Source organism: Mesorhizobium sp. BR1-1-3 (genome assembly GCF_020165455.1).
GTDB classification, from domain to species: domain Bacteria; phylum Pseudomonadota; class Alphaproteobacteria; order Rhizobiales; family Rhizobiaceae; genus Mesorhizobium; species Mesorhizobium ciceri.
In genome coordinates, this window is the sequence record NZ_JAIUIC010000002.1 from 436,892 (window position 1) to 456,076 (window position 19,185).

A 19,185-nucleotide genomic window follows, 5' to 3' on the forward strand; every position below is an offset into this window, starting at 1 on the left:
ATACCGGTCGTTGTTACTTTTTTTACGGACGTTTATGCTGGCGGCCAGACACCGACAAGATGGAAGCGAAAGCTGCGGCTGAGATGGCGAAGAAGTACAACCGAATTGCTGATCTGCCATCTACGGAGGAACTCTCGGCCGCGCTCCCTGCAGTGCGAGCGGGGCGTTTTCTAGCGAAGCTAGCCCTCAAGACGGGTTTTGGAGGTGACAAGGCGAAGCAAGTTGTGGACAGTGCAGATCAGCTTCTCGCCCAATCCGAAATCGTCAATCTTCCCGACCGCTTTAACGCGGTATTCGCAGAACGCAGTTGGTTCGCGACCTCATCCATGTCGGTGGACGCGATGCGTGTTGCATTGGAGAAGCATAGAGAAGGTGATACGGATTCGGGGGAAGAGGTCCTAATTGACTGGGTACTAGACCCAGAGATCATCAACCTCTTCGCCATCACACGGAGCAAGTCTTTCGGCGATGTGCACGGTCGATGGCATCAGCTGCGCGAGGCAGTCGCGCTGACCGAAGAAGGCCGCTACTGGTCCGCAGTTCCGCTAGTCCTGATAGCCTGCGATGGTTTTGCGTCCGATGTGCTGGGAACCTCTCCGTTCGAAAAAAATGCAGACCTGAGTTTGTTCGACTCGATGGTAGCTCACTCTTCTTCGCTGCCAGCGGCGATCGAGCGGATTACGAAGGGAGTGCGCAAGTCGAGCGACGATGCACTGTCCGTGCCGCTTCGGCACGGCATCCTTCACGGCCGGTCGCTGGGATACGCTAATCGTACAGTCTGCGGGAAGGCTTGGATGCTGATGATCGCGTTGGTCGATTGGGCGGCAGACAAACGGGACGAGGAGGCGCGACGGGCGAAAGACCAGGCGCGACGATCCACAAACTGGGGCGACATCTCTACATCGGTGCAGAAGAACCGCGCGGACCGGGCGTCTATCGAAGCGTTCGTGCCTCGCCAGTGGGAGGGGCCATTCGCCGGGGACATGGCGGAGGACGAGCCTCCGTTTGCGTTCCGGGAATTCCTCGCTGGCTGGCAGACCAGGAACTTCGGCCTCATGGCGAAGCGAGCCGTCAACATTACACAGCAGAAACATGGGCATCTCGCAGGGCGTATGCGAGCAGATGTGGAGCATGTGCAACTCGTTGAGTTCGATATGCTCTCGGTGTCTCAGACAACGGTCGTACGGGCGGAAGCGCACGTTCGAATGCTCGGTCAAAGTATTAAAGGAAATGTCAGCGGCAATTTCTTGATCCCGGCATTCCGTCATACGGCCAATGGTGACATCGCCATGCCGACTGATGAAGGCATCTGGCAGGTCCAACAGGGGTGCATCTTCGATCTGCTGCACGAACGGAAAATCGAGAAGCGCGAGGCCCGGCTGTGACGCTCTCTAGTAAGACGGGCTAGCCGAAGCAGTTATTCGGATTGCGCATGACATCGGTCGGAATCGCTCAAAGCGCCACCTCGTAAGGGAGACAGGAAAGGACGCAATGGGGTCGAAGCCCGGCGATGATGATCAGGTCCGCGAGCTTCAACGATGGCGGGATCTTCTTGTCGATGCGAGCGACCTGGGGGGAGGCACAATCAGCAAAAAGAGGCTGCCCAGCAGCTGCGCCCAGTTATCGGTAAAATCCGTGGGGCAAGTAACGCTGCTGCCGGGGGTCAACCTCCCTCGGCAGATATTTTGCAACGGAAAAGGTTCACTCTCAGGTCTTGAAACGGGTCTCCTTCGCTTGAGGCTAGCCATTTGTTTAGCGATGCCTGGAGATCGGAAATGGCTTTGTATGCCTCATCCCGAGCGATGCACTGAGATAAACTCACCGTCATGTGAACGTTGAAGCTTGGAGCCCTGGAAAAAAAGCTATTGCAGTAGTCGACGGCGCAGGCGTGAAGGCCTGCTGACATATCCGCCGCCTTCTTGTTTTCCTCTTGAGCCTTTCCATCTGCAGTGTCTCTGTCAAGATACGCGGTACAGCGGCCGACGCTCACATCTTTTGGCTGGATCGGCGACGTGGACGAAAGGCTCTCCGGCTCCGAGTTGGAACCACCCAATACTGTTCTGTAGGGCGTGCTGTTCACATAATATTCGACTCGTGAGCATGTTGCAGCAGAACTGTGAATCATCAGCTCAGCAGCGTAGCTCTTCTTAGATCCTGAGGTGCTCAGAACTTCGATCGTGCCCGCACAGGAGCCGATTTTCTGATTGAAATCACAGTCCGCTGCTATCGCAGGGGCATTGGCAATCGCGATAAAAAGAGAACAAACAATTCCTTGAAAATAACGCATCGTCATTACTCCCACTTGCCCGGTAGCTAGAAAATCAGGGTCGGCTCGAAGAGTCTAGAGTCCTCAGACGGCAGGTGAATCGGTTCTCGCGTGATGCGCGCGCCATCCCGCTAATCCGTGACCCGCGGTGCAGCCTGCATCGCAGTGTGCGATCTCCCCCGGACTATCAGTTTCCCAACGGTGGTCTGCTAAGGGATCCACTTCCATCCCCAACAGGCTGAAGGGCATTTCGCAGCCAGGAAGCCTTGGATTTGCTTGACACAGACATGTAGGCGTCTGGGCGTTGGCGGGCTCTGAGCATGATGCGCTCGACGACGAATTGGAACGGTAACGAACCGCTTTGGCGATGAGCCCGCCCGTTACTCCTCCTGTGACGCCTGCCACCGTTGCACCAACGACGACGGTGCCAAGACCCGCACCGGAGCCGGCCCCCTCCGCAACAAGAGCCGCGCCTCCGCGTTCGCCAATCCTGAATGTCTTGACGTGTGTCACTACAGGCGCGGTGCCGGTCTTGTCAGCGCCTATCGTCACAACGTCCTGAAGCCTTGTTCCATCCGCCAGTCGGTAAGGCGCCAGTACTTGTGCCCCCGATACCGCGCAACCTGTGAGCATAACAATGCCTGCCACCAATAGCGACTTAATTCTCACTCGATGAGTAGCGATGAAATACGAAAGATGATGAGTAAGCGAGTTGGACATAGATCCCCCATGCAGCGCCGTCTTTGTCGACGAAATCTACCAGCGGACGACTAGCAGATGGAGGATCGGCTGCTTCCCCCAAACGGGGGATGTCGAGCCGTTAGAAGTGTTAAATGGTGCAGACTTCATGCAAAGGCTGGCAACCCATCGACGCTTGTGCCACGTTTGCCAACGAGTTTCGGAGGGAGATGGTGTTAGCCAGACCGAGAAAGAAAATTTACATCTCGATTGCTTACAGACCTCCTACCATGGAGCGTCCATGAGTACTTCAGACGGCCCCAATGCGAGCGATCATGGCGTCGAGTGAAAAACAGTCTCAGATTGCAGAACTCAACACGGTCATCAACGCTGCAGCCTGTGATGCAAATCGCTGGGCTGACGTCGCCGGCGCGCTGCAGCGCTTTATCCCTGGATCAAAGATCTTGTTTCAGGTGGTGGAGAAAGAAAGCACCGTTGTGCATCAGGTTGTCTATTCAGGCTTCAACGACAAAACCATTCAGGCTTACGGTGATCATTATTGGAAGCTTAATCCCTGGACCAGCGGTACGAACGCGATGCATATGTCGTCGTTCAAAAGCTCATCAGAACTATATCCTGACGAATTGTTGAGGAAGACGGAATTCTTTACTGATCTTGTGAATCCGGAGCGTGAGTGCGATGGAGCCACGGCTCTGAAGTTTGCAGCGCACAGCGATCGATATGCGGTTCTGGCCGTGCATCATGATTTCCGGCATCATGAGCAGATCCATGCTCGAAGTCTAGCCTTGCTTCAGACCGTTGTTCCTGCCCTGCGAACCGCGCTCGAATTAAACCGCCTCGCCAACCCAACGTTTCACCTCCCAGGAGGACGTGGGCTAATTGACCAACTCGTCGACGCGGCAATGGTCGTTGATCAAGATTGTCGACTTCTGGCGTCCAACGTGCCAGCAAACCAGGTTTTAACCGATGCCCGGGTTTTGTTGGTTAAGGCGAAGGACAAAGTAGAGATCAAGGACTCGGAGGCGAATGCGGCCTTCGTCCGGCTTGTCAGAGATTGCTGTGCTGTTTTTCAGGACCGGGCTAGGCCGAACGATTTGATCGTCAACACCCGATCGGGAGGGTACATCATTACGTGCGTGCCGATGGCTATAGAGCAAACAAGTGCGCTGCCAGCAGGACTCTTGTCGATTTTCGCTCCAAGAACGGTGTCCTTGGTCATTATCCGCCCTCGCGCAAGCCAAGACGCGTCAATAGTAGTTGACGATCTGCGTCGACATTTCGGGCTTACTACAGCCGAAGTCGGCCTCATTCTAGAGTTTGGACGCGGCGGCACCCTGTCGGAAATCGCCGATCGGCGTGGGGTTTCGCGGTCGACCGTCCAATCTCACCTCAAGTCGATCTTCGCTAAGACTGGCACCTCCAAACAGAGAGATGTCGTCACGCTGGTTACAAGCCGTGCAGCTGCCGGCAGGCAGTTTTCTGTCGACGATTGAGAGGCTATCCCACTGGTGCCCTTCCACGGCTATTCTTTGGAGCTGCACTTAGAGTCGCCGAAAGCACATGTCTTAAATTTCGACCGTTCCTCCGCGCACTTTCGATGACGGGCCTGCACCTCGCGCCTAACCCCCAACTCGACCAATCCCTCTAAGTTGCCGATACTCCTACGCTACTCCTTGCGCAGCTTGCCTACAAACTCGATTCCAGAGCCTGACACTTTAAACGTGGCCGCATTATTCGACTGGAAAACGATTACGCCCTGCGACGGTGCGCCACTTTGATCGGTGAACGAAAATGACAGTCTGTTGCTTCTGATCGTGGTCGAAAAATTGGTAGTGACATGTGACTTGCCATCAACCCAAGTCCCTCTCGCGGAACTACCTTGGACAGCGATATCGACCGTGGCGGGACTGGAAACGATCATCCACCTCAAGCTTCCGGTCCAGTGGCCCGCAAAGCTTTGTTGCCCTGACGTCGACGTTTCCTCTCCGACCACATCCTTACCCTTGATCGCGTATGCGGTGCACTTTTCGACCTCTACATCGCTTTTGATGGTTGGCTTGGTGCCAAATACACTCTCCGTATCCGAGTTGGAATTATTGAGAACCGTTTGGTAAGGGGTGCTATCTACGAAGTATTCCACTTTCGAGCAGGCTCCTGCAGAGCTTTTCACATAGAGAGTTGTGGTGAAGCTCTTCTTGGAGCCGGCCGTTTTTCCAACCTTGATCGTTCCAGTGCATACCCCGATTGGCTTCTTGAAATCGCACTCGGCCGCTTGGACCAAAGAACTGGACATCGAAATCATCGAGGCAGCGAACACCACTGTGCAAACGGACGAACTCTTGAGGTTTTTCATACGCCATCCTCCCCTATATAGTCTCGGAAAAGCCCAATCTTTTTACACACGCCAGAGGTCGTTAAAGCCAAACTTGCCTCATGACTGAATGGCATGTTGCGCTCTTTATGGCGCCTAAATGCAATAGATATCGACCAGTTGGAGCTTGCTCTCAAAAACCTTCGATATCGGCACCCGATCATTCAAAACGAGAGAGTAGCTTCGTTAGAGCAAGGGGGCCCGACGCACTCTCGATTGGTTCATTCCCCCGCTCTCGCTACTGAGAGCACGCACCTGCTTCTTCTTCCCGGGCTTCGTTCAGGCTCTTTCTGAACGTAGCCCGCATTCTCTTGAGATCTGCGGAGTCCTTCGTGCAATTTTCCAACAGGCCAAGCGATGTCGAGAATAGCAGCACGCCATCCCGGGCTCCGACGCAGACGCCTTCGCCCAAGCGGGAGTTTATGAGATCGACCGTGGGTTGAATCTTGCGAGTAAGTTCCTCATCGGTACATGCCTCGTCGGCTCTTGCTGCTTGCGCAAAACCGACGACAAGAGGCAATACAGCTAATAGCGGCGCCGCGTACGTCGACAATTTTAACATCGTTCAATCTCCATACTATGGTTTCCGATGTTGCCAAAGGCATCGGATGCGGTGTGTGTCAGTTAACCTTATAGTTGTTTCGCATTTTCGTCGTGAATTGATCCGGCTCAGAATTGTTTGTTTCGTTGTGCGCACATTCGACTGCGAGAGCTTGCTGCTCTTCCAGAGCCTGGGCAGCGTTCCGCTTTTCAGCCCGATTCGAACTTGGAACCGAGTCGTAATATTGCTTGAGCTCGAAGACGCGGTTGACCTCGGCACCACAGCTCCCCGCATAGGCTTGGATTGACATGGCTGCCATGATCGACACCAAAAGCAGCGTCGGGATGAGTAGTCTAAGCATGGAACTGATCTCCGTCATGTTTCGATCGGGTGGTGTCTGTCTCAGAACTTGTTTTCAGTCGGTTGGCAAACGCCCGTCACGATCTTACTCGGGTCTCCGTTGTCGATGATCTGTATTCGGCCCGTTCCGCGATCGATCGAAAACAGGCTGTTGGCCCTCGTGAACGTGATCGTCGATTTGGAGATCGCCACGTCTCGTTGCGGCTCAGCGCCCATCAACAGCACCGATCGCGCATCGACGTCGACGGTCATCGTCAGGTTTGGCGGATTCTTCAGATCGTTGCCGTTGACGTCTTTCATAAGTAGGCAGGAGAGTGTCAGCTCGCCCGCTACGGCAGGAACATTCGAATAGAAGGCTATCGCCAGCCCGGCGCAGACTATGTAAGCAACGGGCTGCCCGTGCCGTGTTCTCGCATGTCCTGAAGTTTCAACATTGCTCCTGGCCATTTTGCCCGCCCCCTATGCGTCAAGGAGTTGAGCAGTTCCATAGGGCCGAAACATCCCTCGTTCGGGGGAGACAGTCTGCGGAACTATTTTATTTCCGGCTCATTCCGAGTAGAAAGTGGCTTCGAAGGTGCCGATAACTTGATATTCGGGCATCGACTTGCGAACAGAACGTGAGGCTGGCGCGGGGTAGATTGAGGAGTGCGGTTGCCTCATGGACGCGGAGGCTTGTGATGGCGCCAAGTGGGTCGTTGTGGCAGGTGCGATCCGGAGCTGCCAGTAGCAGCCGTGCGTTTAGGGCGTGGAGTCCTTTGCGGTTCCAGTAGGACAGCCCCGGCTTGCCTCTTGATCAATCTTGGCGTTTTGCGCCACTGTCAGTTCCCCGGCTGCTTGAATACTCACCCGGCTGGTCGAACAGGACGCAGCGCTTCTGTGACTGGGTGAATCCGAAAGCGATGCATTGGTCCTGTGACGAGCAATCCCGTTCGCACTCGTCGCGGCTGCGGGCAGCAAGCACCCGGAATCCGTTCCCCGAAAAAGCCTTGCCGTTGAAATACTCGAAATAGACAGCCGAGCCCGAAGCGGAGGGGGTTTCACTCCCCGACACGACGCCGCTGGTGGCGCGGGCGTTCATCGAGAGCTGGCCAGGCCGCTCCTTGAGGAAGCACTTCCGGTTCCATGCGTCGTAAGTGAAAGCCTTGCACCAGCCTCCTGAGGTTCGGCACATGGATTCGCATTGTTCTACGCTCTCCGTTTGACGCGTCTCGGCCGCTTCGCTTTTGAGATCCCTGTTGAGGAAACGCGTGAACGTGGCAGGGGGCGGCATTACGGCCACTGCCTCTTGCTCCGGCGGGACAGGCTGCGGCGACGGTTCGGAAGCCTGCGGAGGGGCAGGCGGATTCATTGGCTGGCGGTAGCCAGTGACAAGGCTGCGGGTGGCGGCCGTATGTCCTTGGCTTTGCCCAGCGCCCGCTACGCTCGCGAACAGCCTGCAGACGCCGCCATCCGACGAATGGTCAAAGCCGGCACATCCCGAGCGCGCTGCACAAAGGTTGCTGCAGGAGTCCAGCGGCACGCTGACTGTCGCGCTTACGACCCCGTTCAGGAATGTCTGCGGGTAGCGGAAGAGTTCCTCGGTCGATTGCGCGCTGGCGGGTCTAACTCCGGACGGCAGGATGACAGCAGCCGCGATTGCGCCAATCACGGCTAAGAGAAGGCCTGCGATCCTGTCATAAAAGCATTGGCGGAGAATGCGGGTCGCGAACGTACGCGGACCAGGAAAACGCATGTCGGCTGGTGGCTCGGATACCTGGCGCATCCGCCGGTTGTTCATCTGTGACATTGGTTGCCTTTCTCCGCCGCTTTCCCGAACAGGACCTCAAAAGCTCCCGGGGCCGCTCACCGGACATCTCCGGGATGCGGGCACCGAGAAGGTCCCGAAATGATTGTTGCAGATGCGGAACTTGGACTGACGTGCCGCCGGGGCTGGCGCCGCCGGCGCTGGTACTGGCGTTGGCTTTGCTGGCGGCCGCGGTCTTGCCGTCTCGCGTTTCTTTTCCCGTTTCGGCTTCGCGCGGACGATCGGCGCAGGCTCCCGCGCTTTCTGCGATGTGGATTCCTGCTTCTTGGCTTCCGGCGGTGCTTTCGTTTGAGCCGGGACAGGCGGATTGGCCGGCGGAAGGTAACCCGTGACCAGATTTCGGGTTCCGGCGATATATTGCTGGTTTTGGGTCGCGCCGCCGACGCTCGCGAACAGCCTGCAGATTTGGTCCGACGACGAGTAATCGAAGCCGAGGCAGCCTGACCGCGCCGAGCAGAATACCTTGCAGGCCTCCAGCGGCACGCTGACCGTGGCGCTGACGGTCCCGCGCAGGAGGGTCTGCGGATAACGGAACAGCTCCTCGGACGATTGGGCGTTCGCAGGCCGTAATCCGCCCGACGGAACGACTGCAGCCGCAATTGCGGCTGCCACTCTCAAGAGCAGTCCGGCGGCCCTGTCGCGGGGACGGTCTTTGCGGAGCGGACGAACGGCGATGAGCCTGACAAGCCATTCGAATTGTCGCAACCTCACTTCGTGGTCCTCCTGATCGCGCGCCCGCTCGAATTCACATGCCAGGCGAGCAGACTTCGTTCGCCGGCACTTGGAAAACGCCTCTTACAGTCGTGCACATCTTGAATCGGCCGCCTTGCTTCGCGGCAGGCTTTCTAAGCTGCGGCGAAGGCGGCGCGGCGGCAGGCGGCTTGGGCTTGGGCGCGACGGAAGGCGGCGCAGATTTGCGAACGCCGTTCTTTCGCGCGCTTTTCGGGGCCTCGGCCGACTTCGGAGAGGGCGCATCCCGAGGCTTAGGCGCCTCCGCCTCCGCTGGCTTGGGCGATGGAGCCTGCACCGGCGGATTGGCTGGCGGACGGTAACCCGTGACGAGACTCCGGGTGCCGGCGACGCCTGGCTGGCTTTCCTCCGCACCGTCCACGCTCGAGAACAGCCTGCAAAGTCCGTCGGACGACGAGTGGTCGAAGCCGACGCATCCAGTGCGGGCTACGCACAGTTTCATGCACGACCCGGCCGGCACGCTGACCGTAGCGCTGACGGCTCCGTTCAGGAGGGTCTGCGGGTAATCGAAGAACTCTTCTGCCGACTGTGCGTTCGCTGGCCGAATCCCGGTCGGCGGCAGGAGAGCTGCAACCGCGCCTGCCATTCCCAAAAGAAGTCCCGCTGTACAGTGACGAAGACGATACGCCAGCATGCTGCCTCCTTGCCTGGGCGCGCGAGCGCTACCGCTCCTGTACAATGGTCGTTTCCTGGGACATGGCCGGGGCCAGCTTCTTTTTCAGGCGCATGACGTTCTCATAGGATTTCTGTATCCGCTCGAGCATTTCCGGGTCTTTGCGAGCTTCTTCAGACAGGAGGGCGGCGACCTTTTCCGGGACCAGGGGGTCTGGATGTTTGTCGTTGGCGAATATCAGGATGTCGTTCCCTGCCCGAACGGCGCGCAGCACCGAGTCCTCGAAGCTTATGTTGTCGGTAATGGCCTGCATCTGCATGTCGTCGCTGATGACCACGCCCTTGAAGTGCATGTTGTCCCGCAGCAGCCCGGTCAACGTCGCGCGGGAAAGCGAGGATGGGATTTGGTCCGAAAAGGACAGCTTGTCATTTATCACATGGGCGGACATGACCATGTCGACATCTCCCGACGCGATCAGGTTCCTGTAGGGTAGAAGTTCCTTGTCGCTCCATGTCTTGGAAACGTCGGTCATGCCTTTGTGGCTGTCCTTGGTGCTGGAACCGTGTCCCGGGAAGTGTTTCAAGGCCGTCAGCACTCCCTTCGACCGATGCGCTTCGATGAAAACCTTCGCGTATGTCTCGACCGTCTGAGGATCGGCGGAAAAGCTCCTGCCAAGCTTGCCAATGATGGGGTTCGCCGGGTTGACGTTGAGGTCGACGACCGGAGCCAGGTTGAGGTTGAACCCCAGGTCGGAAAGAGCGGAAGCGAGGTTCTGGTACACCGCGGCGGCCTTGGCGGGACTCATTGACTTGGCCACAGTCGACTCGCTTGGAGTCTCCTTGAACCCCATGGCGCCCGTGAGCCTCTGGATGCGGCCACCCTCCTGGTCGACCGCGATCAGCAGCGGGGTTGCCGCGAACCGCTGCAGGCCTTCGTTCAGTCGCCGCACCTGGTTCAGGCTGTCGATATTGCGCCCGAGATAGATGACGCCTGTTATCTTTCCTTCTTTCGCTTGCGTGACGACCTTCGCGTAGCCGTCGGCGTCCGGTTCGCTGCCGAGGAAGCCAACAAGCACCATCTGCCCTATCATCTGGCGCAGAGTGGCGTCGTCGAGGACGCTGCGCTGCGCGTTCGGCATATGGGACGGGACCGGGTCAGCCTTCAGCGGGGCGCAAAGGCCAAAGAGGGCGCAGGCGAAGGCGATGCAAGACGTGATCCGCAGCGGCATGTTTCAGTCCCTCGGAGCGACAGCACGCACGAAGTCGGGAGTGACCGTCCGGCTGTTTTTTCGCGCCGACGTCATGCCTTTTTTCCGCACCGGGTAGAGGTTTGTCCCGTTGACCAGGAAACATCGGTTGGGACGCGCGGTCACCCAGGTGAATCCGCCGCAGCCGCCGTCCGAACTACATTGCTGCATGCATTCCTGGTACGAGATGGCAGCTGACTCCATGCTGTTTCCAATGAGGCCGCTCGTGGTGAAAAGCTCCCAATCGGCATTCAAGGTCGGAGGAGGGGCCGATGGCTTTGCCTTGAAATAGAGGCCGGACCGTCCCAACGGGTAGGACTGCACGAAATCGAAGCCGGATTTCAGGAAGCATCGGTTCACTTCCTGGTTGTAGGTGAACGCTCGGCAGGAGGTTCGGCTGTCGCACAGGGCCGAACAGCTTTCGGCATTGGGCGCATCCAGGCCTTTCGTCACGAGATCCCCGCCCCAGAGGTCAACGCCGCTGAAGGACGCGTAGTACCAGGACTCGGCGTTGGCGGGATCGCGGTAGCCTGGAATCTTCTGGCGCGCGCCACCCGTCGAGAGCGGATCGGACTGCGCTGACGCGACTGCTGGAAACAAGCGGCAGAGATTGGTCACGGAGGAATGGTCGAAGCCGGCGCAGCCGGAACGTTCCTGGCAGATTTGGCGGCAGTCGTCCAAAGGCCGCCGAAACTCGGCGCTGGCGCTTCCCCTCAGCGCCGTCCCTGGATAGTCGAGGAATTCGCCGCCAGACTCCTGTGCTGACGCCATTGGGGCGATTCCGGGCATCGCAAGCGAAATTGACAGCAGAAGCAAGGACGACGCTATCCCCGCCGCGGCCATGCGCAACCGACGACCCCCCTGCCGCATTCCCGCTTCCCCCCTTGCCCAGCCCGTGAAACCGATACGAAAGCGCGGCCGGGTCAAGGACTGATCGATCCTTCGCAGTAGGTGGTGCGAAGGAAATTCTCGTATGCGTTGGCGTGGCTCGAACCCGTGTCGCTGGCGTCGAGGCAAAGCGAACTCAGCAGGTTGTTGGCTTGCGCATTGCCCTCCAGCGCGAGCTCGAAATACGAACGCGCCGCCTTATTGGAGTCGATCGCGTCGACGCGGTCCGGGGCGAAAGTCCTTGGATCGTACCATTTCGCCATTTCGAGTTTCGCGTCCTGATTGCCTCTCTGCATTGCGAGATTGATCGCCTGCAGCCCGACGCTCCGGTCTCCGCGCTTGAAAGCCTCCTTGCTCAGGGCGAAGAGCTCATGGCCGTCCGCGTCCGTCTCCTTGAGCTTCGCCAGCCTGGCGGCTAGCGGAGGATTTGTTGGATCGGTGTAGTTCGAAAGCAGGCTTCGCGTTTCCGCGGTCGAACCCACGTTCACGCGTCCGCCTCCTACGCTTGCGAACAGGCGGCACTCGTCCTTTTGAGAGTGGTCAAACCCCTGACATCCGGAACGCGCCTCGCAGAGTTTCCGGCATTCTTCCATCGGCTTGGAAAACTGGGCGCTGACGATCCCGTTCAGCACGGTGTCCGGGTAGTTGAAAAGCTCGTTGGCCGTTGAGCTTTCCTGTGCTACCGCCGACAGGGTCAGGCCTAGCAGCATTGTGGCAGCCACAGCGGCCATGCACCCCCTGAAGGGGAGAAAATACTTGTCTAAGCTGCTCTTCAGCATGCTTTTGTCCCTCTGACGGTTCCATAGGCGGCGCATTTGCCGGACATTGTTATTTTCGATCATTATTCCAGCGTCCCCTCGCAGTAAGTGTCCCTCAGGAACCCGCTGAACGCAGGATCCTGGGGCGAACTCGCGCTCTTCGCGCAGAGGGAACGGAGCAGTTCCTTGGCCGCTGTCTGGCCTTCTATCGACAGCTCGAAATAGGCCCTGGCCGCCCTGTTGGCGTCGGCTCGATCGGCTTTGGCGGGGTCAAAGGAACCTGGATCGTACCAGCGCGCGATTTCGAGTTTCGCGTCCTTGTTGCCCCGCTCCATCGCAAGATTAATCGCCTGCAAGCCAATTCCGCCGTCGCCTTCCCGGTATGCCTCGCCGCTCAGGGCGAACAGTTCAGCGCCGTTGGTGTCCGTCAGCTTCAGCCTCTCGAAACGCGCGAGCAAAGGCTCGGGCTTGTTGAACCAGCCCCTGCTGTCGGCGATGTAGTACCCTCCGCCCGCCACGAGCAGCGCCAGCGGGATCAGGAGGTACAGGAACCGCCACTTCGACTTCGGCGGCGGGGTCACAGGCTGGGGTTTCGGCGGCTCCGCCGCCCGAGGGAGCTCCACGGCCTGTTCGACAGCCTCTTCCATCTCCCGCTCTATGGCTTGGGGGGACGCTGTCTTGAAAGGGGTCAGTTCCTGTGACCAAGCCCCCGGGCTGGGCGGGATCGGCGGCCAGAAAGCGCTCCCCTCTATGTCATGGCCTTCGACTTCGATCTTCACCTGCAGGTCGACCGGAATCTGGTCGCAGACCTCGGGTCCGACAACTACCGTGGCCGAATTAGCGCCGCGGCTGACCACCGCCGCATCTACGGTTGCCGGACGCGCCTGCCAACCGGCGCCGCCAAGATAGGGAGCGTCCTTGGACTTGCGCATAATCGACAGCCGCACCCTTTGGGAGCTGCCCAATTCCTGCGGGAACGTGATCAGGGCATGCCCGAACAGGCGTGTCTCGTCCTCGCTGACTTTGACGGCAACCTTGTTCATCGAACCGTCCCAGCGGGCGTGGCAAGCAGCGGCGCCGAGTCATCAAGCACGTCCAGGATGGCTCTCAGGCGCTCGTTCTCCTCGACGTTGATGGTGATCCCTTCGCCCGAGAGGACGTTGTCGGTGACCGCCTGGTGGAAGGCGTACATCCATTCCGAGAGCGCGAGGTAGGAGAAGTTCCGCCGCTCCACGCCAAGGCCGTCGCAGTCGGAAACGCTCGGACGGCGCGCGAACACCCTGACTTCGCCGTTCTCAGTGCCGTCTGGAGCAAGTGGCCGCTTATTCTCGGGCATCGCGTCGAAGCCTAGCGTGCTGACGAAACGGTTGATGTGGCTCGTTGCGAGAAAGCCAGCCTTTTCGAGCAGGACATCGGACCGCTCGACCGAACTTCCCGATAGCTTGGCGAGATCCGCGGCTATGCGTGCTTCGAGGCCCGACCGCCGGGCTGCGGCAGTCAGTTCGGCTACCAGTTCGCTTGCGGACTCCTGGCCGAGGCCAATGGCCTGCAGCGCATTGTCGTTTCTCGCGAGGGCGAAGAGGCTGTCCGTCCAATGCCTGATGGCCGAGCGGGCGAGATAGGTCTCGCGAGGCAAGGCTTTCTGCGAAACCGCTCCCCCGGAGGAAACCGCGGCTGCGGCCACCTTCTTCTTGCCGGGCAAGGGAGGGGCTCCCGGGCGCGGCGGGGTCGGGCGCTTTTTCGCCGCGGCTTCGGCTCGCCCTTCGGAACCTTCCTCCGGCGCGTTCTGGCGCTTGAGGCGGTTGCCGTATTCGATGTGAAGGTGTTCGGAGATTCCGTTCTGCGATATCTGCAGCATCTTCATGGCGGTTCCGAAGTGGTCCCGTTCCCAGACCTCGGTGAGGTTTGCGAGAATCTGGTCGGAAACCTCACGGCGCTCGGCAATGCGCTTGTTGATGTCGCTCTCGATGAAATACGGAGCGAGCACGCGGCGGATATCGTGGGCAATGTTGCCGACGCGGCCCCGTATCTGTCCGTATTTGATCTCGGGGCGGCAGATGGCCGCGAGGTTTTCCGCCAGATAGCTGACGCCGCCATCGTTCAGCCTAAGGGCCTCGTCGAAGGCCTTGGCCGGCTCCCGGAAATGCTGCTGAACTTCACTGACTTCAAGATACGCCTCCCGCATGGCGGCGACCTTCGCGACCTTGTCGGGCAGGATCTCGATCTCGGTGCCGCCCTTGTACTTGATCAGGGACTCTGCCTTGAAGTTCGGGTTGCGCAGCCAGTAGGAGTTGTTGAAAGGCTTGTCCGGCATCCATTCGAACGGCCACTTGTGGGCCTTGCCGAAAAAGCGCGTCAGCGAGGCGCCCAGGCGCGCGCTGAAACGATCCGCCAGGCTCTGCCCCTCCTCGCCCGCCTTTTCGCTGAAGTGCATGTCGAACATCGTCAGCACCAGGAACAGCGCGGTCTCGGTCCGGGCGCGGTCGAGCGGGCTCTCCCCGTGCGAGGTCCGGATCCAGTCGTCGATCATGTCGGGAAGGGTCGCCACGTCCTGGTTCGACGGCTTGATGCAGAGCAGCATGCTCGAAAGTTCCTGCTCCGCCACGTAGCGGTCGAAGAGGTAGGCGACCTTGCCCCGGACGAAGAGCTCCTTGAGCGCGTCGGGGTTGCCCTCGATGAAGGCCTGAAGGTCGACTTTCTGCCTGCTGCGGGCTCCCGGGAAATCCAAGAGGTCAGTATGCTCGAAGAAGGGCCATGGCTGTTCCGATATCGCTATCCGCAGTTCAGCCACCAATGCGGTGATCACAGGTCTCGGCAATGAAACCGCCGATCCCTTCATTGGCCTTATCAGCAGCTCGTCCTGGCCGGGTTTTCCGAGCCCCCGCAGAGTCTCTACGTCTATGATGCTGCTTTCCCGGGGAACCAACGCCTCGACGGGACAGTAGGCGTCCTTGGCGAACCCGAGGCTTTCGAGGGCGGTGACGAGTTCAACGTAGAGATCGGTGAATTCCGGCAGTCCGCCCCATAGCACGGAAAAGAGGTCGGCGCGGTCGGCAATGGAGAGCCGGGAGGCAAGGAAGGCCGCTTCCTCCCAGTAGGCCCCCAGCGTTTCGATGTTGGCCAGGCCTGCGAACTGCTTCTCGAAATACTCCTGAAGGTCCCACACGTCCTCCTCTGTCAGGCCATCCGAAGCTGCCTGCGGCCTCGCCCGGCTTTTTGCTTGTTCAAGAGCGGACAGGACGGCGTCGGAAGTCAGCGGCGCGCGTTTCTTCGCGTCCCCGTCAAGAAAGAAGCTGTTGCCCAGCACCTTGGCCACGTCCGTTTCGCTCAGCATCCTCAGCACGACGGGCGCGCCCGCAGGACTTGGCTCTTCCCGGACCGAAAAGCGGGTGACGAGCCCGGTCGACTCTCGGTCGCCGCCGGGGTTGATCTCCCGGATGAAGTCGACCTCACGCCCGAGATCGCCGAAACGGGCCATCAAGGGCGCGCTTCCGTTGCGGGCCAGGACCGACACCAAATAGGACTTGCCAGCCTGGCTGGGTCCGAACACCCCGACGCACATGGGGCGGTCGATGGCCAGCATCGCCTTCCGGGTGGCGACTATGGACTTCCTGAGCTGTTGCTCGGCGATCAGGCGCGTGCTGCCGACCCGCTCCGCGTTCGCGGCGGCTCCTATCCAGGCAAGACCGTCCTGCGCCGATTTCAGCGCCGTGTCGCAGGTCTTCTTCAATTCTTTACGCATGCTTCAGCTTTCACTGGATGGAGATAATTCCGGTGTCGAGCCAGTAACCGTCGCCCGCCTCGACCGCGAGCGTGTCCAGCTTCAGCTCCATGATGCGCTTGACCGGAGAGCCGTCGGCGTCCTCCGCGTCCTGGATCACGAATTCCTCGCGGGTCGCCTCGCTCGTAAGAAGCGCGATCTCGTTCGCCTCGTCGTCTTCCGGCGCCTGCACGTTGCGCGCGATCGTGACGCGGACCGGCTTTCGCACGCTCCGCGCCGACCGCGTCTGAGCGGTCGTCAGCTTGTAGAGCGGCGTCGCCACCCAGCGCTCCAGCGGAAGCTGCCTGAAGCCAATGCGCAGTGGGCTGTGGTAGTCGAACTCGGCCTCGGCTTCCGCCGTGGCGGCGTCGAGGTCGATGTCAGAGAAAAGCAGGGTCTCGTCCGGAAGCGCTGAGCTGCCCTGAAGCCGCCCGATGTACCGGGCCGTCGACTTCATCCGGAGATACTGGGAGTAGAGGGTGAAGTTGGTGATCTGCCGCTCCGCGAGCGCGCACAGCATGGCTCCCACGACCGCGGTCGTCTTCGGGTCGTCGATGTGCGTGTTGCTGACGCCCCGGAACGGATACCACGTGCCGACCCGGTAGTCCTTGATCGGAATGACGCGGTCAGGCAGGACAGACATCTTGTTCATGAACAGGCTTATCATCTGCGGCAGCCGCATCGGCCGCCCGGTCAGGAGCACCACGTCCGCGTCCAGATGGTTGATCGCTTCCGCGATGTTGTCGAAGACGGTGTCGAAGATCGACAGAACGCACTCTTCGACGGCAAGCGGGTCGACCGCTACGTCGCAGTCGGCGATCGTGAACTCTCCGGCCCCGAGCGCGCCTATGCTGTCCTTGAGATATCCGAGGATGCGCGCGTCCACCGGAATGTCGCCTCCGGCCGTCGTCCTTCCCGTGGTTTCGAAGAAGCTGCCAGCCTTCCGGATTTCCGTCTTACGGCTCGTCGCCGGCATGGCTTCGCATTCGGACAGGACCGCGATGGCGATCGGCTGCAGGACCTGCAGCACGAACTGGCGGCGCAGGTGCTTTTCCTGCTCCGACATGTTCGGGTTGTCGCCGGCGAAGCGGTCCTTGAGATAGTTCCGCGCGTTCGGAAGGCCCGCTTGGGCGAGCCCTTCCTCCAGCCTCGGTATGACAAGCCGCTCGATGACCACCTTGAGAAGGTCGTCGCCCGCGATGCGGAACCCCTCCCGGAAATTCTGGTCGGGGAACAGGGCGACATTGTCCGTTTGGAAGTAGGTCGTAACCATAAGGTCGGTGGTGCCGCCGCCCACGTCGACGCTGGCGACGCGAAGGGACCGCTCCAGCTTCTCCTTGCCCTTGGAGGGCGGGAGCGTTTTCGGCCTCTCCCTGTCCTTGCCGAGCATGTCGAACAGCGTCCTGATCGACCCGCCCAGCTTGTGCACGGCCTCGCCGTAGAGATAGACGAGATGAACCGAACTCGCCTCGTCCCATGAACAGTGGATTTCGGGGCGCTGGCTGTTTATGCCACTGTCGCTGTCGCCCCATCCCGACAGGGACCAGAGGAGCTTCACCGCGGCTTCGGCGCGCGACCGGAGAATGCGCTGTTCCTGGATCGGGGTCGCCGACGGGATCGTCAGGATGATCCTCCGCAGGCGGCGCGGAGAGTCTTTCAACCTCCTTTCCCGGCGGGTGCCGGGGTTGTTCATCATCGACATCGCCTGCGCGATGATTTCGACGAGCATGAAGGTGAAGAAGGACGACCTCGAGAAACAGAAGCGGCTCGCCGTCTGCAGTTCGCTCTCTTTGACTTTCAGCTTGAACTGGCGCCTGTCGCTCTCGAGTTGCTCGAGGACGTCGCCGCGGTCGTTTATGAAGCGGTACATGGAGCGCTCGATCAGCGGCTCGGTTCCCGCATGGCCCGCCGAAGCCGAACGGAACTTCCACTCCTGGAGAACCGGATCGGAACTCCATAGGTACCGCTTCGGCGAAGAAAGCCCCGTCGCGGCCTCGGTGCCTTCGGACTCTCCGCGCAGGCGCGAGGCTTCGGGACCGATGCGGAGCAGGCTTGGCCAGAAGAAGGCCCGGGGGCGGCCCGACCGCCTCGCTATGTCTTCCGCGCCGAATTCCCCTGCCACCAGCTCGCACTGGCTTTCGAAGGGATCGCGATAGACGAGTTCAGGCTTGGAGAGGTCGCGCAGCTCCAGGACGACGGAGTTGTTGAGATCGACGTTCACGTCGTCGGGAAACGACTGGATCAGAAGGCCGCACGACCGCGAGTTACCGATGTCGAGCACCAGGTCGACATCGACCGGATGGACGTTCCTGTTGTCGCTAACCGTATCGATGAGGGTGACGCGAACGGGCTTAATCACGCTGGCGAGAAACTGAACGAAAGTTATGTACCGGGCGAGGTGCTCGAACTGGAAAGGAAAGTCCTCGGGCCTCAGCTCCTTGCCCTTCCTCTGGAGTTTCTTGAAGGAATAGAGGATGTCCCTCAGCCAGTCGTCCAGCCACTTCTGCGCGTCCACTGGCCCTTGTCCGGGAACGTCGACCTTGTGCGACAGGAACGAGATGACGTCGGGGAGCTGGCTGACGAACCGGAACGATTCGGTCCGCATCGCGTCCTCAGGACAGGGAGCGAGGTAGGGACGGTTCGTCTTCCGGGGCGCGAGCGAGCTGTCGAACGCGAAGATCGCCCTGTGCGTTCCCTTGCGGTCGCCGTGGGCATTCCGCGTCTCCGTAACCCTCACCCGGACCCAGTCGGTCGGGCCCTGCGCGTATATTTCGTTGCCCAGCGAGTCTTTGCCGGGTTCGATCTTGAAGAACGGCACCGGAACCCAGCGGTCGAGGAAGGTCTCGAGCGCCCTCGATTTCGCGATGTCGTACACCACGTCGTCGCCTTTCGGGGGGTAGGGCGGCTGGTCCGAGTCAGGATCGTCATCGTTCCAGTTCGGAAGCAGGCGGATCAGCGTCTTTCCATCCGAACCCGTTTCGCCCGGCGACAGCCGCTCGATGAACGACCTCGACAGGCGCGGAGAAGCGTCGAAGTCGAACCCGAACTCGACGAACTGGATGCCACTGTCAGGCACCAGCGTGAAGCCATCGCTGAAATCGGCGAGGTTGGTCAGCATTGAGTCGTCCT

The 19,185-nt window shown here is 59.8% G+C and carries 16 protein-coding genes; 2 read left to right on the forward strand and 14 right to left on the reverse strand.

What is annotated here, in order from left to right:
* Positions 1–59: 59 nt before the first annotated feature.
* Positions 60–1,385, forward strand: coding sequence for a hypothetical protein (locus LB559_RS06405; protein WP_126070488.1), 1,326 nt, complete (start codon positions 60–62; stop codon positions 1,383–1,385).
* 278 nt (positions 1,386–1,663) lie between these two features.
* Here the strand turns inward: LB559_RS06405 and LB559_RS06410 are convergent, their stop codons facing one another.
* Positions 1,664–2,287, reverse strand: coding sequence for a hypothetical protein (locus LB559_RS06410; protein ID WP_126070487.1), 624 nt, complete (start codon positions 2,285–2,287; stop codon positions 1,664–1,666).
* A gap of 992 nt (positions 2,288–3,279) precedes the next feature.
* Here LB559_RS06410 and LB559_RS06415 point away from each other — a divergent pair.
* Positions 3,280–4,458: a helix-turn-helix transcriptional regulator gene (locus LB559_RS06415; RefSeq protein ID WP_142886635.1), complete on the forward strand. Its 1,179-nt coding sequence runs from the start codon at positions 3,280–3,282 to the stop codon at positions 4,456–4,458.
* Positions 4,459–4,631: 173 nt separating this feature from the next.
* Here the strand turns inward: LB559_RS06415 and LB559_RS06420 are convergent, their stop codons facing one another.
* The 13 genes from LB559_RS06420 to LB559_RS06480 form a co-directional block, all read right to left on the reverse strand.
* Positions 4,632–5,318, reverse strand: a complete 687-nt coding sequence (locus LB559_RS06420) for a hypothetical protein (protein ID WP_126070486.1) — start codon at positions 5,316–5,318, stop codon at positions 4,632–4,634.
* A gap of 256 nt (positions 5,319–5,574) precedes the next feature.
* Complete coding sequence (locus LB559_RS06425) at positions 5,575–5,898, reverse strand: hypothetical protein (protein WP_126070485.1); 324 nt, start codon at positions 5,896–5,898, stop codon at positions 5,575–5,577.
* Positions 5,899–5,956: 58 nt separating this feature from the next.
* Positions 5,957–6,238 (reverse strand): hypothetical protein, encoded by a 282-nt coding sequence (locus LB559_RS06430; protein ID WP_126070484.1) that lies wholly within the window; start codon positions 6,236–6,238, stop codon positions 5,957–5,959.
* 41 nt (positions 6,239–6,279) lie between these two features.
* Positions 6,280–6,684 carry a hypothetical protein gene (locus LB559_RS06435; RefSeq protein WP_126070483.1) on the reverse strand — a complete coding sequence of 135 codons (405 nt, stop codon included), beginning with the start codon at positions 6,682–6,684 and terminating at the stop codon, positions 6,280–6,282.
* A gap of 346 nt (positions 6,685–7,030) precedes the next feature.
* Positions 7,031–8,023 carry a PAN domain-containing protein gene (locus tag LB559_RS06440; protein WP_224673596.1) on the reverse strand — a complete coding sequence of 331 codons (993 nt, stop codon included), beginning with the start codon at positions 8,021–8,023 and terminating at the stop codon, positions 7,031–7,033.
* Positions 8,024–8,059: 36 nt separating this feature from the next.
* Positions 8,060–8,653, reverse strand: a complete 594-nt coding sequence (locus LB559_RS06445; protein ID WP_164548781.1) for a PAN domain-containing protein — start codon at positions 8,651–8,653, stop codon at positions 8,060–8,062.
* A 133-nt stretch (positions 8,654–8,786) separates the two neighbouring features.
* Complete coding sequence (locus LB559_RS06450) at positions 8,787–9,425, reverse strand: PAN domain-containing protein (RefSeq protein ID WP_164548780.1); 639 nt, start codon at positions 9,423–9,425, stop codon at positions 8,787–8,789.
* Between the two features lie 28 nt (positions 9,426–9,453).
* The gene (locus tag LB559_RS06455) at positions 9,454–10,632 is read right to left on the reverse strand and encodes a glycoside hydrolase family 3 protein (protein WP_126070481.1); all 1,179 of its coding nucleotides are present in this window, start codon (positions 10,630–10,632) and stop codon (positions 9,454–9,456) included.
* Positions 10,633–10,635: 3 nt separating this feature from the next.
* The gene (locus LB559_RS06460) at positions 10,636–11,421 is read right to left on the reverse strand and encodes a PAN domain-containing protein (RefSeq protein ID WP_224673597.1); all 786 of its coding nucleotides are present in this window, start codon (positions 11,419–11,421) and stop codon (positions 10,636–10,638) included.
* Between the two features lie 152 nt (positions 11,422–11,573).
* The gene (locus LB559_RS06465) at positions 11,574–12,317 is read right to left on the reverse strand and encodes a PAN domain-containing protein (protein WP_224673598.1); all 744 of its coding nucleotides are present in this window, start codon (positions 12,315–12,317) and stop codon (positions 11,574–11,576) included.
* Positions 12,318–12,379: 62 nt separating this feature from the next.
* On the reverse strand, positions 12,380–13,339 hold the full coding sequence (locus tag LB559_RS06470) for a hypothetical protein (protein WP_095775720.1): 960 nt from the start codon (positions 13,337–13,339) through the stop codon (positions 12,380–12,382).
* Entirely contained in the window at positions 13,336–16,038 is a 2,703-nt protein-coding gene (locus LB559_RS06475) for a virulence factor SrfC family protein (RefSeq protein ID WP_126070479.1), read from the reverse strand. Before LB559_RS06475 ends, LB559_RS06470 begins: the two co-directional genes overlap by 4 nt.
* Before the next feature lie 10 nt (positions 16,039–16,048).
* Positions 16,049–19,174 (reverse strand): virulence factor SrfB, encoded by a 3,126-nt coding sequence (locus LB559_RS06480; RefSeq protein WP_095775722.1) that lies wholly within the window; start codon positions 19,172–19,174, stop codon positions 16,049–16,051.
* Positions 19,175–19,185: the final 11 nt, after the last annotated feature.